The sequence below is a fragment of the Lysinibacillus sp. G01H genome (genome assembly GCF_028872195.1).
Classification (GTDB): Bacteria; Bacillota; Bacilli; order Bacillales_A; family Planococcaceae; genus Lysinibacillus; species Lysinibacillus capsici.
Map to the genome: position 1 here is coordinate 525,003 of NZ_CP118397.1, position 13,838 is coordinate 538,840.

Genomic DNA, 13,838 nt, shown 5'->3' on the forward strand with positions numbered 1-13,838 from the left:
TTTATGAAAATAGTTTTAAATCATCAAGTACAATTAAAAGATTTTAGAGAAGGTTATGTAAATATATATAAGGATTTCGAATCAAATGTAATTCCTCATAAAGGGGATTATATTGCAGATTTGTGCTTTAAAGATCCTTATGAGTATGAAGTAATTGAGGTTATCATCAACTATCAAGAAAATGAATGCAATGTAACGTTAAAACCTTTAATAGCTGCGCACAATGACAAAGATTTTCTTTTACGATATGTAGAAATGTCTGAACATCATGATTGGTATTGTCCAACTAAAGAATACCTATAATTAAACAAAGCACTCTCCATCGAGGGTGCTTTTTATATACCTAAACATTAAAGAATTTGCCTTCCACGTTTATCGTGGAGGGCTTTTATATTGAGAAGAGGGAAGTGTTCTAATGGAAAAATGGATTGCTGTAGTAAGTGGAACAATAGGCACTATGGTTTCATATTCAGTGGATGGTCTAGGAATGGCTGTTACCGTACTGATCGGCTTTATGGCCATTGATTACCTTACAGGAATTATGAGTGGGGTCGTTAATCAAAACTTAAATAGTCGTACAGGCTTTAACGGCATCATACGAAAAATCTATTATTTGATGTTGGTAGGATCAGTTTACTTATTGTCTGTTGTGATCCCTGGCATTGAGTACGCAGGGGATGGGGCAGCTATTGCCTTTTGTGTACTAGAATTTATTTCAATCACAGAAAACGGTACTAAGATGGGCTTGCCGATGCCTGATTTCATTAAAAATATTTTAGCTATCGTTAAGGATAAATCAGGAGAGGGTGAAGTCAAATGACAAGCGTAACTCAAACATGTCGAGATTTAAGCGAATTAACTGCAGCTGCTCAAACAGCTTGTCGTTTACTTTTTCAGGAATGCTTCAAAGCTGGCATTGTGGACATTTTTATCACAGAAACATTCCGCAGCCAAGCACGGCAAAACTACTTGTATGAGCAAGGACGAACTAGACCAGGGCAAGTAGTTACCTGGACACGTAATAGCAATCATACATCACGTAGAGCTTGGGATGTTGCTGTGGCACCACCACGAAACCTATATGATATAACAACACTTTCAAAGGTGGGTGCGATTGCTAAGAAGTTAGGCATTGAATGGGGTGGATATTGGGAGGCAGGAAAGTACGATGCACCTCATTTTGAAATTCCTACAACATGGAAAATACCTGCAGGCTATAAATTAGAAGGACAAGTAATTGTTCCAACAAGTAGTTCTGTAAGAGTACAGCTTATAGTAGAGAATAAACCACAACAAATAGTAGAGGATGATGATACGATGAAATTCACAAGCACAACCGCAAAGGCTGCAGTACGTGATTACATTCAACAAGCAGTCGATAAGGGATTAATTAATGAATCTTGGTTGGAGAAGTTCGATACTGGAACCATGACAAGTGGTGACTTTGAAGGATTGAAGATTATCGTTGAACAACGTAGTGCTTAATAGTAAAAGACCAGGCGCTCAATTGAGTACCTGGGCTTTTTTAACGACCCATTCTATCTAAAGCTTCTCGAGTATGACGATCAACTTCTTCTTTACGCTTTGGATCGTTGTAATCAACATTTTGTTTTGGTCCGTAGTTACCACAGTTAATGATATTCTCTACATTCGCCTCTACTGTTTTTAACATTCTTTCAACTACTTTTGCTTGGAAGTCGAACATGCTTTCACCTCGTTCTTATATCCCTAGTAACTGCTTTTTCTTCGCATCAAATTCTTCTTGCGTTAATATCCCATCATCTAATAAATCCTTTAATTCACGGATTTCATCGGCTACATCAAACATGTCCTTTTCCTGTTTAGCTGCAGGAGCAGACGATGTTTTTGCCATTGCTTTTAGGTTTTCAATAGCTGCTTTAATTTCCAATGTAATATGCGCTGGCACATCGTCAATGATTGCCTTATTTCCAGTTGATACGATTTCGATTGTAGAGTAAACGAGCTTATTGGAAATGTTAATGCTGCTAATTGAAGATAGAGGAATGCTTCTTTCATCGTTTGAAACAATGCCTTTGATTTCATGTAATAAAATACGTTTGTCAGTTACATAAAGCTGTTTGATGCCTTTAACAGATGCACATACAGCTAGTAGCGTTTCACCTTGTTCAGTTAGTCGATCATCGAACATTTGAATTTGTTTAGCCATTGCTTTCTTCTTACCAAAGCCAGCAAATTTGATTGTTTCAGCGATAGTATCCATGTCATGCACTCCTTACAGATAATTGTAATTTCATTATATAGAAAATATTTCCAATAGTACATGCGAAAGTGATGACAGGGACCAGATATGAATTATTAAAATTTAACAAATATGATTAAGAACTTAAGTTCGTTCAAATTTAAGTAGGATAAAAAGATTAAAAATACATAATCGTTCAAAAAATATATATAATATAAAGAATAAATGTGTTTAACGTTCAAAAATATGTTATTCTATCGAAGAGGTGGTTTTATGAAGTACTCTATAGAAATCGGAAAAATTGTAGAAGGGGCATTAAAGCATGATCGAGTTAAAGTTAGAAACTATACAGAAAAGTTAATTCAACAATTAGAGTCAAATGGTGAAACTATACCTGCTAACAAATTTAAACGACTTTTGGCTACGACAGATGAAAGTACATTAAAAGCAATGGGTGGTAATGATATAACGAAAATTCCAGTTGACAGTGAGTCTAGAGCTATGCTGGCAGACATTATTTTACCCAGTGAAAATAATATAAAAGTTGTTCTTTCAAAACGTAATGAAGAGCAGATGAATGACTTTGTATGCAGCTATAAAAACGCAGATGAACTAAATAATTTAGATATTGAAGTACCAAATTCTTTATTACTATATGGTCCTCCAGGATGTGGGAAATCTAAAGCTGCAAGTTATATTGCCAAAGAAATCGGTATGCCTTTAGTTATAGCTAGGTTAGACAGTTTAATCTCATCTTATTTAGGAACTACAGCAAAAAATATTCGAAATTTATTTGAATTTGCACAAAGAACACCATGTGTATTGTTCCTAGATGAGTTTGATGCCATAGCTAAAGCTAGAGATGATAATAATGAATTAGGAGAGCTAAAGAGAGTAGTTAATAGCCTATTACAAAACATAGATAGCTTAAATAAAAACAGTTTGCTTTTATGTGCTACAAATCATGAGGATTTGTTAGATAGTGCCGTTTGGAGAAGGTTCGATTATAAAATATATATTGATCTTCCTGATAAGGAAGCCAGAAAGCAATTGATTCAATTATTCTTGAAGACAAAAGAATTGTCGGTCAAAGAGGTAGAAGAATTTGCGGCTGCAACAAAAAGTTTAAGTGGATCAAGTATAGAAGAAATTATTACTAAGGCTTTAAGAAAATCAATTTTAAGAAAAGAAAACTTTAACCTTCAATTACTTTATTCTGAATTGTTCAAGTTCAAAGGAATTATAGCTGAACAAGAGGAAGATGAAAAGAAGATGCAAGTCTTAAAAGCTAAATATCTTAGAATGAGTGATGAGAAGATTTTTAGCTATAATAAAATTGGTAATATTTTGGGTGTTTCAAAAACTACAGCTTCAAATCTAATTAATGAGGTGAAAGAAGATGGATGAAAAAAAGTTACCTATAAAATTAATAATGCAACAAGATAGTCATATTTTTCCTAATCAGCCTGGTGGTCAACCCAAGTTTTTTGGTGAGGTTACTGAAAGCCTAAAAGAAGACGTAATTCAAGAATTGGAAAATGTTTTAGAATATTATGATGAGTTTCTTGAGAATAATCCTACGATTCCGGTAATAGGAAAAGTGTTGATGAAGGAGCAGGCGATAGCTAAATCACATAAACCTAACACACTATGTAAATATTGCCCTATTGTCGGCAGTGAGGATCTCGAAGAAAATTATATTAAAGTAACAAAAGAAGGAATTCAAAAAACAATTGAATATATTAGAACATCAGATTCGAAATATTTAGGTGCAAATCTAACGGCAGTTGCCGAAATTACTGCATTTCAACCAGAAGATAAAATTTCCATAGGTTTAAAAGAAGAATTGGAATATGAAGAATTTTCTAAAAGGGTTAAACTAAAATGTTTTGATTTTGGAAGCGAATATGATAACCAACAAGTACACGCATATGTAGAGCATAAATTAAGTGAATTAGGACTTGAATATGTTTACAAAGATTTTGGAGTTAATTTAAAATATTTTGTGCTTGAAATACCAGAATCAAAAATTGTACAGCAACTAGCTGAAATAAATGGCGTTAGGAAAATCGATGTCTTTCAAAAATATTATCTTCCACAGCAGTTAAAACAAATTCCAATCGAATCGATTTTTAACAATAATTTAGATGTTACTCTAAGTGATGTTATTATTGGTATTATTGATGGTGGAATTAGTCCGAAAAATGATTTATTAAATCCATTTATTTATGCACGTAAAGAGTATGTGGCTCCAGAATATCAAAACCACAGTCATGGAACATTTATTGCTTCTACAATCCAATTTGGTAATCGACTAAATGATTTGTCAAGTACGGGGGACATTCATTTTAGATTTTTAGATGTGATAGCAATGCCGAATAGTAATGAAAATTATGGACCTACTTGTAGCCTCAGTGAAGAAGAATTGCAAGAAATTATTTTAGAAGTGTTAGAGGAATATCCTGAAGTGAAAATTTGGAATTTGTCTTTAGGTTTAGATAAACAGGTGAATGATACAAAAATCTCTGATTTAGCAATATTTTTAGATGAAATGCAAGCAAGATATAATGTGCAATTTTTTATTGCTAGCGGAAATATAAATGATCTAACTTTACAAAGAACGTGGCCAGCTAGTGAGGAGAATGATGAATTTGATCGTATGGGTTCACCTGCAGATTCTGTGTTAGGTATTACCGTAGGATCTGTTGCATTAAAAGAATCTGATGACTCAATTGTACGAAAAGAAGAGCCCTCTTCGTTTAGTCGTAGAGGACCTGGTGCAAATTATATTGTAAAACCGGATGTTGTAGATTATGGAGGCAACCTTACTAATACAGGAAGCATCAGTAATTTAGGATTAATAGGTTTAGATTGCGATGGGAGAATAGTAGAGGATATAGGGACAAGTTATGCGACTCCTAGAATTGTTCAAAAGTTTGCATCCATTTATCATGAACTAACTGAGAGAAATCTATTGATGGCAAAAGCAATGTTAATGCATTCTGCAAGGTTAGAAACTAAAACTATTAGAAAAAAAGAACAACACTTGATGAAGTATTATGGTTTTGGAAAACCTTCAAACAATGTGAATGATATACTAAAATGCACAGAGAATGAAATTACATTAGTTTTTAATCAAACTATTAGACGTGGCAGACATTTAGAATTAATTGATTTCCCTTATCCACCTTCATTAATTCGGAATGGAAAATACTATGGAGAAATTACTATGACCTTGGTATATGAACCACCGTTAGATGCAAGGTATGGAAGTGAATATTGTCGAACAAATATTGATGTTAGTTTTGGTGCATATAGTATTAAAAGTGACGGAAAATTAGATTTTAAAGGCGAGGTGCCGATAGATGCTCGCTGGGATCAAAAATTTGAACAAGAAAGAGTAAGGAATGGTTTTAAGTGGTGTCCTACTAAATCATTCTATCGTAAAATGAGTCAAGGAATTAAAGAAAAAGATGGTTGGAAATTAAGAATTGATTTAACTCCTCGAAATGATTTAGAATTCCAAGAACAGGAATTTGTTTTGATTGTAACTATAAAAACGGATGAAGATTCAGATATTTATTCTGAAATGGTAAGAGAGTTGAGACAACAAGGGCATATTACAAATAATCTTGAAACACGTCAAGATATTCGTACTAGAATATAACTACATAAATAAGATTGTGTTGCTCCTAAAATAGAACGCAGTTTAATTTAGTAATAAGACCAACGAGTTTATAATACGTTGGTCTTATTATTTTTTATCAAGAGAGTTTTACAATAATGTAAACTCAGAGCTATAGCCTTGTGAAAAAAATGTGTAAAATGAAACAAAAACTAATCCTAGCTAAACCCAACGTGAAAATTTGAAGAAAGTTTCTAAACGTTGATAACACTGGTTTTTTGTTTTAATTAAAATTACTTATTGGAATTAATTCTAACTCAATTTTTTCGTGGGATGGTTACGAACCACGGTGCTTTCACACAAGTAAATATTTTATTATAGATATCTAGTAGAAGTCAAATGTCAGACTTTGTCTATAATGTCCTATCGTCGCAAAATTGTCATAAATATTTTTTACTATGTTGAAAAAAGAAATCGAATAACTAAAACAGCGTAGTTTAGCGGTTTAAAGCGCCAAATTAAATGAAAAACTAAAATATTTTGTCACTTTTAAAAGTCAGAACATTCATAATGTTGTTGACGGAGCTCGATAATAACGATAATATAGCGATACATTCACACTTTGTTTGGATAAAGTGCGATAGATATTCGAGAATATAATCGGGGGGATTATTTGTGAAAAGCAATGTAAAGAAGTTGTCATTCCTTCTTTTTGGATTAGTGTTGCTTCTTGCTGCTTGTGGTAGCAGTGGCTCAGGTACAACAGATTCAAAAGGAAATGAATCAAACAATGCAAGTGAGAGCGGAAATGCAGATGATAAAACATATAAAATCGGGATTACTCAAATTGTTGAGCATCCATCGTTAAACGCAGCAACGGAAGGCTTTAAAAAAGCAATTGAAGATGCAGGCTTAAAAGTTGACTACGATCCACAAATTGCACAGGGGGATAATAGCCTTAACACAACGATTGCTAACAATCTAGTAAGTGCAAACGTAGATTTAATTTTTGCAAACTCTACACCTTCTGCACAAGCCGCTGCAACAGCAACAAGTGATATTCCAATTATTTTTACATCGGTTACAGATGCTGTTGGTGCACAGTTAATTGACTCAATGGAAAAGCCAGGGAAAAATATTACAGGCACAATCGATTTACATCCTGAAACGATTTCTAAAACAGTAGCATTCTTAAAAGAACTTGGTGCGAAAAAGGTAGGGATGGTCTACAATGCAGGTGAGCAAAACTCAGTTGCACAAGTTTCAGAAGTGAAAAAGGTTATGGATGAACAAGGTTTAACGGTGGTAGAAGCATCAGCATCCACTTCCGCAGATGTAAAACAAGCGACAGAATCTCTAATTGGTAAGGTAGATGCTTTCTATATTATTACTGATAACACAGTAGTTTCTGCATTAGAATCGGTAATTGATGTTGCCAATACGAATAAACTACCATTAATCGTAGGAGAACTGGATTCTGTGGCACGTGGCGGTTTAGCCGCTTATGGTTTTGAATATTTCGATATCGGCTATGAAGCGGGTCAAATGGCTGTGAAAATTTTAAAAGGTGAAGCTACACCTGCCGATACACCCGCACAATACCCACAAAATCTGAAACTATTAATCAATAAAAAAGTTGCAGATGATTTAGGAATCGAAATTAAAGATTCTTGGGGTGCCGAAATTCTAGAACAGTAAAACGAAGCGGGGGAGAACTATCCCCGCTTTATCTTCATTTTACAAGCGATATAAATAATAAAGAGATTTAGGAGATGATTCAACGATGTTTTTAGCATTATTTGGCGCAGTGGAGCAAGGAATCATCTATGCAATTATGGCACTTGGTGTATATTTAACATTTCGGGTGTTAGATTTTCCGGATTTAACGGTTGATGGAAGCTTTGTAACAGGGGCGGCAACGGCAGCAACAATGGTTTTGCTTGGCTACCACCCAATCTTAGCGACTTTAGTGGCAATTGTTGCTGGATTTATTGCTGGATGTATGACAGGAATTCTTCACACGAAGGGAAAGATTAATCCGTTATTATCAGGGATTTTAATGATGATTGCTTTATACTCGATTAATCTACGTATCATGGGGTTAACTGCAGAAAATACGATAGGTCGCCCGAATATTCCACTATTAAACTCTGAAACCATCTTTTCGAAGTTTCAAGCTTTTTGGAGCAATTTAGGGATCGATGCTGCTCTTAATAACCTATTAAAAGGCATAGGCTTTCAGCATGTACCAGGTACATGGAGTGTGCTGATTGTTGTATTAATCATCACGATTTTAATTAAGTTAATAGCAGACTGGTTCTTAAAGACAGAGGTCGGGCTAGCTATCCGAGCAACTGGTGATAATAAACGAATGATTCGCAGCTTCTCAGCAAATACAGATACACTTATCATTTTGGGGCTAGGACTTTCCAATGCACTTGTCGCATTTTCTGGAGCTTTAATCGCACAATACTCGAAATTCTCCGATGTTAGCATGGGGATTGGTATGATTGTGATTGGTCTCGCATCCGTTATTATTGGTGAAGCAATTTTTGGGACAAAAACTATTATCCGTACAACTTTTGCAGTCATTGCAGGAGCCATCATTTATCGTATTATATTAGCATTAGCATTACGTGTAGATTTCCTTGATTCAGGAGACATGAAATTAATTACGGCGATCATTGTTATTTTGGCGCTGATCTTACCGCAATTTATCAATAAGAATAAAGAACGTAAACGTAAAGCCAAACGAGCTGCAGAACTTTCGTAAGTAAAAACAGTAGAGAAGGGAGGAAAAGGCATTGCTTAAATTACATGGTATTAATAAGGTATTTAATGAAGGAACACCAGATGAGAAGATTGCACTTGCAGAGATAAACCTACATTTAAAGCCAGGTGATTTTGTGACAATCATTGGTAGTAATGGTGCAGGTAAATCAACGATGATGAACATGATTTCAGGTGCCTTAACACCCGATTTTGGGACAGTGTTAATTGATGGTAATAATGTGACAAGTTTGCCTGAATATAAACGCTCTCAATACATTGGTCGTGTCTTTCAGGACCCAATGGCGGGAACCGCGCCTACGATGACAATTGAAGAAAATCTAGCACTAGCATACTCTCGCAATAAGCATAGAGGGCTACGTAATGGTGTGGATAAAAAGCGTCGGGAATTTTTTAAAGAATCACTAGAGATGCTAGGTTTAAATCTTGAGAATCGCCTTTCTGCTAAGGTAGGCTTACTTTCAGGTGGGGAACGTCAAGCTTTGTCGCTTTTAATGGCTACCTTTACAAAGCCATCTATTTTATTGCTGGATGAGCATACGGCTGCACTTGATCCATCACGTGCAGAGTTAATTACTCGTATTACGAAGTATTTAGTGGAAAAAGATAATTTAACGACATTAATGGTAACGCACAATATGCAGCAAGCATTAGATTTAGGCAATCGTCTTATTATGATGGACAAAGGCCAAATCATTTTAGAAGTCGGTGAAGATCGCAAACATGAATTAACAATCCCTGATTTAATGGCTGAGTTTGAACGTATTCGTGGTGAAAAAATGAATTCAGACCGTGCTCTATTAGGCTAATAACGAAACGCTCATACAATAGTATGGGCGTTTTTTAGGGTAATAAAATGAAAGATAAACATAAAAAAGCCTCACTTGCAGTGAAGTGAGACTCTTCATTTTAAACGAGTAAGCCAAATAGTTGAATGTCGTTGTTTACTTCCTTGTATTTAAAGCCGAATTCATCCATTCGGGCAAGTAGTCCTTCATATTCAGCACGATCACCTAGCTCAATACCGACTAGTGCAGGGCCACTTTCTTTATTGTTTTTCTTCGTATATTCAAAGGTAGTAATGTCATCGTTTGGACCTAGTACGCTAGTGAGGAATTGACGTAATGCTCCTGCACGCTGAGGGAAGCTGACGATAAAATAGTAAAGTAAGCCTTCATGAATAAGTGACTTTTCTTTAATCTCCTGCATCCGTCCAATGTCATTATTACCACCACTGATGATGACAACAACTGACTTACCTTTAATTTCTTCTTTATAAAAATCAAGAGCTGCCACTGATAATGCTCCAGCTGGCTCAGCGATAATCGCGTGTTTATTATATAGATCTAGAATGGTCGTACATACTTTGCCTTCAGGTACAAGAACTATATCATCTAAATAGCGACGACAAACATCATAAGTGTGGTGACCGACGCATTTTACAGCAGCACCATCCACGAATTTATCAATCCAATCAAGGGCAACTGCGCCACCTTCAGCAAAGGCAGCCTTCATACTACCAGCACCAGCGGGTTCCACACCAATAATTTTGCTAGAAGGAGAGAGATTTTTAATGTAGGCAGACACGCCTGACATTAAGCCACCACCACCAATACTACCGAATACGTAGTCGATAGGCTCCTCCATATCATTCATAATTTCTACGGCTACCGTCCCTTGACCAGCAATGACATCGAAATCATCAAATGGGTGAATGAAAATCTTACCATGCTCTTCACAATAGCTTAACGCGCTTTCAGCAGAATCATCGAATGTATCTCCCGCCAAAATAATTTCTACATATTCGCGTCCAAACATACGCACTTGGTCTATTTTTTGCTTCGGCGTTGTTTGAGGCATAAAAATGCTTGCTTGAATTTTTAATTGGGCACAGGCATAAGCTACTCCTTGTGCATGATTGCCTGCACTTGCACAGACAACTCCAGCATTGCGTGCTTCATCCTCGATTTTTTTAATTTTATAATAGGCACCACGAAGCTTGAATGAGCGTACATGCTGTAGATCTTCGCGTTTAATATAAATATTAGCTCCGTATTTCTCGGATAAATAGTCGTTTTTTTGTAGTGGTGTATGCACAACTACATCTTTTAAAAAATGATGTGCAATCAAGACATTCTCCACTTGCACGGTTCTAGTATCAGCAACTTCCATAGTATTCATCCTCCGTTATACGTTTAAAACATTTATCTATGATAGCACACTTTATTTGCTTTTTGTGATTAATTTTTAGTAAATTCTAAATTTTCCGTGTCTATTTTATGATGTAAGCGTTTTATCTTGATATAGCTAATTATTTTATAAAGAAGCAATGTCTCAGACCTAGAATTAGCTCAATTTAAGGGGAGAAAATCTGTTGTTTCAAATCTAAAAAATACAACTCTCATAACAAAAATGGTCAAGCATATACTAGATTAGCTTAGGCCAAGTAGGAGGGTATGTAGTGGAAATCATTCAAGGAATTTTATCAACATATTGGAAATTTTTTGATTTTGCGATGTGGCAAGAAGTATTAATGGACCCTGTCTCCTGGGGACTAATATCCTCATTAATTATTATAGAAGGTTTGCTGTCAGCAGATAATGCATTGGTATTAGCGGTACTAGTGAAACATTTACCAGATAAACAGCGAAAACGGGCATTAATGTATGGTATGTTAGGTGCCTATTTTTTTAGATTTTTATTTATTGGTATAGGAGTTTATCTCGTAGAATTTTGGTTTATTAAAGTATTAGGTGCTTTATATTTAGGCTGGCTTTGTATAGCTCATTTCCTTCATATAGGGAATGAGGATAGTGTGAAAGAGGTAAAGAGGTCAGGGTGGATGGTACGTCTTTTTGGCACGTTTTGGGCAACTGTCATTTCGGTTGAGCTAATGGATATTGCCTTTTCAATTGACTCAATTTTCGCTGCCTTTGCGATATCAGATCAAGTTTGGGTACTTTTAATAGGAGGGATGTTAGGGATATTAATGATGAGGACCATTGCAGGTGTTTTTTTAATCATTATCGAAAAAATTCCAGAGCTTGAAGCAACGGCCTTCATTATTATAGGTGTCATCGGCTTAAAAATGTTAGTGAGTGTCTTCAATGTCCATATACCTCATTATTTATTCTTCCTTTTCTTAGTGATTGCTTTTTCCATTACAATCATTGTGCATATGATGAAGAGAGTAAGAGCTGCCTAATTAAAAGTACTGTTCTCCAAAAATGAGAACAGTACTTTTTTTATTTTACATATTTATCTGGGTCAACAATATAGAACTTTTCAACATTTAGCCAGCTCTCACTCATTGGTTCGCCGTCATCAATACGTTTTTCAGTTTCCTGCATCATCCAACCAGTCTGAGATGCATGGGCTTGTAATGCTTTTAATTTGTCCATTCGCATTTCACGAATATCGTAAACAACATGTGGTTCTCCATTTTTTTCAATCGTATCATTGGCGAAGGCACAGCCGAATACTTGTGGACGAGCAGCCTTTGGCATACGACGTACAGCTTCAACTACCGCACGTGCTGTTGCTTCATGGTCTGGGTGGACAGCAAAGCCAGGTAAGAAAGTGAAAATTAAAGAGGGCATTAGTTCTTCGATTAGCCCTTCCATTAGCTTTACCATCTTCTCATCATCTTCAAATTCAATTGTTTTATCACGTAGACCAAGCATACGTAAATCTTGAATACCCATTGCCTCTGCTGCTGCAACTAATTCCTTACGGCGGATTTCAGGTAAAGACTCGCGCGTTGCAAAGGGTGGATTACCTAAATTACGTCCCATTTCGCCTAATGTTAAACAGGCATATGTAACAGGTGTATTCATTTTCTTTGTATAGTAGGCGATGGTCCCAGCAACTGAAAAAGCCTCGTCATCTGGGTGAGGGTACACAATTAAAATATGACGTTGTGGTTGTAAATTCAAATAGTCGTCCCCCTTAGTAAGTAAATGGCGTTTCACTAATTTCAAGTGCAATCGCCAATTTTCCAGAGTAGTCTAGTCCAGCCATTAATAAACGGCCTAAATCATCTAATTCGAAATGTGTAATGCCCTGAGCATAAACCCAGCCATGAGGTAATTTTAAACCAACACGATGAGGTGCATGATCTACAACCTTAGCAAGCTCATAATTAATTTTAGCATTACGAATAAAAGCACCTGCATTAAAAAACTGTTCATCATAGTGTGCTGCATAAGATCCGTTTGTCGTCTCAAGATGAATATAAACGTCTTTGTTGGCGAAAGAATTCAGCAATGTTTGCAACGTCTCTACTTGTACTTCTTGCATCTTAACACTCCTCTCGATCATTTCTCCTTTAAGTATAGTAAAAAAAATTCGCAAAGGGAAATTGATTGCTTTGATAAGAAAAATTGATTGTATTTATATACCACTGCGCCACGGGATTCGAATTTTTTGAGAGTGTGAAACATCAAGGGAAATAAATCATCATCTCTAAATCTATGACAAGTTCCTAAGCAATATTCTTGAAAAAATTATTGTAATGTATCAATATAGGGAATGTGGAAATAAATATGTACAAAATGTGTCGTTTCGTATTGTATCCGTTTTCACATCTGAAAAGATATTGCAACCATGATTTCTTCCTAATTCGTGTGTGTAGACAGCTCCAATTGTTGAAGGGAGTATTATTTCAGAAATAACGAATTCTATCTTGGTACAATAGATGACGTTCCTTGAACAGGCTATAATTGGTAGCTGTGAAAAAGGGAAGAAAGATGAAGCTCATTATCATAGTATAATAAAAACCGCGACTCTCTTTTATGACGGAGAGTCGCGGTTTTTTATTAAAAATTAGTGTAGGCTATGTATTTGTTAGTATCGATTAAGCTTTCGTTCTATTGTATCTAAACGATTATTAACATTTTGTAATTGTTTAAACATTTGCTTCATATAAAGATTTTGATCCTGTTTTTCATTATTTTTGGCATGTGCCAATTCTTCCTCCTCCTGCAGAGCTAATATTGTGGCAAGGGTGGATAAAGAGTAACCGAGTGTTAATACGATGGAAGCAATTACTTCAACTTTTGAAGAGGTGATTTCGCCAGCTAGTAAACCTGATTCTTCCGTTAAGTCCTCTACCTTATTTTTTTTCATTTTTTCCCCTCCCATACAGCTAATATATGGGGTGGGAAGCATTAACGTATCTTGTCCTATTTTAATCTTTATCTG

The 13,838-nt window shown here is 35.6% G+C and carries 15 protein-coding genes; 9 read left to right on the top strand and 6 right to left on the bottom strand.

The features are described from left to right. Positions 1-3 precede the first annotated feature (3 nt). The 3 genes from PSR12_RS02580 to PSR12_RS02590 all read left to right on the top strand — a co-directional run bounded on the left by PSR12_RS02580 (position 4) and on the right by PSR12_RS02590 (position 1,485). The gene (locus PSR12_RS02580; RefSeq protein ID WP_274771457.1) at positions 4-303 is read left to right on the top strand and encodes a hypothetical protein; all 300 of its coding nucleotides are present in this window, start codon (positions 4-6) and stop codon (positions 301-303) included. 112 nt (positions 304-415) lie between these two features. After that, entirely contained in the window at positions 416-820 is a 405-nt protein-coding gene (locus tag PSR12_RS02585) for a phage holin family protein (RefSeq protein ID WP_274771458.1), read from the top strand. Continuing rightward, positions 817-1,485, top strand: coding sequence for a M15 family metallopeptidase (locus PSR12_RS02590; protein ID WP_274771460.1), 669 nt, complete (start codon positions 817-819; stop codon positions 1,483-1,485). The genes PSR12_RS02585 and PSR12_RS02590 overlap by 4 nt, the downstream gene beginning before the upstream one ends. A gap of 40 nt (positions 1,486-1,525) precedes the next feature. Here PSR12_RS02590 and PSR12_RS02595 read toward each other — a convergent pair whose 3' ends face one another. Both PSR12_RS02595 and PSR12_RS02600 read right to left on the bottom strand, forming a co-directional pair. Continuing rightward, a complete protein-coding gene (locus PSR12_RS02595) occupies positions 1,526-1,705 on the bottom strand; it encodes a hypothetical protein (protein WP_274771462.1) in 180 nt (59 codons plus the stop codon). A 15-nt stretch (positions 1,706-1,720) separates the two neighbouring features. Continuing rightward, positions 1,721-2,242: an SHOCT domain-containing protein gene (locus PSR12_RS02600; RefSeq protein WP_274771464.1), complete on the bottom strand. Its 522-nt coding sequence runs from the start codon at positions 2,240-2,242 to the stop codon at positions 1,721-1,723. 252 nt (positions 2,243-2,494) lie between these two features. Here PSR12_RS02600 and PSR12_RS02605 point away from each other — a divergent pair, with 252 nt between their 5' ends. The 5 genes from PSR12_RS02605 (at position 2,495) to PSR12_RS02625 (ending at position 9,445) form a co-directional block, all read left to right on the top strand. After that, on the top strand, positions 2,495-3,628 hold the full coding sequence (locus tag PSR12_RS02605; protein ID WP_274771465.1) for an AAA family ATPase: 1,134 nt from the start codon (positions 2,495-2,497) through the stop codon (positions 3,626-3,628). Continuing rightward, positions 3,621-5,888 carry a S8 family peptidase gene (locus PSR12_RS02610; RefSeq protein ID WP_274771467.1) on the top strand — a complete coding sequence of 756 codons (2,268 nt, stop codon included), beginning with the start codon at positions 3,621-3,623 and terminating at the stop codon, positions 5,886-5,888. Before PSR12_RS02605 ends, PSR12_RS02610 begins: the two co-directional genes overlap by 8 nt. Positions 5,889-6,521: 633 nt before the next feature. Then, on the top strand, positions 6,522-7,544 hold the full coding sequence (locus PSR12_RS02615) for an ABC transporter substrate-binding protein (RefSeq protein WP_016993392.1): 1,023 nt from the start codon (positions 6,522-6,524) through the stop codon (positions 7,542-7,544). 85 nt (positions 7,545-7,629) lie between these two features. Beyond that, positions 7,630-8,619, top strand: a complete 990-nt coding sequence (locus tag PSR12_RS02620) for an ABC transporter permease (protein WP_016993391.1) — start codon at positions 7,630-7,632, stop codon at positions 8,617-8,619. Between the two features lie 31 nt (positions 8,620-8,650). Continuing rightward, positions 8,651-9,445, top strand: coding sequence for an ABC transporter ATP-binding protein (locus tag PSR12_RS02625; RefSeq protein ID WP_036078189.1), 795 nt, complete (start codon positions 8,651-8,653; stop codon positions 9,443-9,445). A gap of 100 nt (positions 9,446-9,545) precedes the next feature. Here PSR12_RS02625 and ilvA read toward each other — a convergent pair whose 3' ends face one another. Continuing rightward, a complete protein-coding gene (ilvA, locus tag PSR12_RS02630; protein WP_036078191.1) occupies positions 9,546-10,808 on the bottom strand; it encodes a threonine ammonia-lyase IlvA in 1,263 nt (420 codons plus the stop codon). 289 nt (positions 10,809-11,097) lie between these two features. Between ilvA and PSR12_RS02635 the strand changes: the two genes are divergently transcribed. Further along, a complete protein-coding gene (locus PSR12_RS02635) occupies positions 11,098-11,841 on the top strand; it encodes a TerC family protein (RefSeq protein ID WP_016993388.1) in 744 nt (247 codons plus the stop codon). A 40-nt stretch (positions 11,842-11,881) separates the two neighbouring features. Here PSR12_RS02635 and bshB2 read toward each other — a convergent pair whose 3' ends face one another. The 3 genes from bshB2 to PSR12_RS02650 all read right to left on the bottom strand — a co-directional run bounded on the left by bshB2 (position 11,882) and on the right by PSR12_RS02650 (position 13,763). Beyond that, complete coding sequence (gene bshB2, locus PSR12_RS02640; protein ID WP_016993387.1) at positions 11,882-12,571, bottom strand: bacillithiol biosynthesis deacetylase BshB2; 690 nt, start codon at positions 12,569-12,571, stop codon at positions 11,882-11,884. Positions 12,572-12,584: 13 nt separating this feature from the next. Next, a complete protein-coding gene (locus tag PSR12_RS02645; protein WP_016993386.1) occupies positions 12,585-12,935 on the bottom strand; it encodes a YojF family protein in 351 nt (116 codons plus the stop codon). Between the two features lie 546 nt (positions 12,936-13,481). Then, on the bottom strand, positions 13,482-13,763 hold the full coding sequence (locus PSR12_RS02650; RefSeq protein ID WP_016993385.1) for a hypothetical protein: 282 nt from the start codon (positions 13,761-13,763) through the stop codon (positions 13,482-13,484). Positions 13,764-13,838 lie beyond the last annotated feature (75 nt).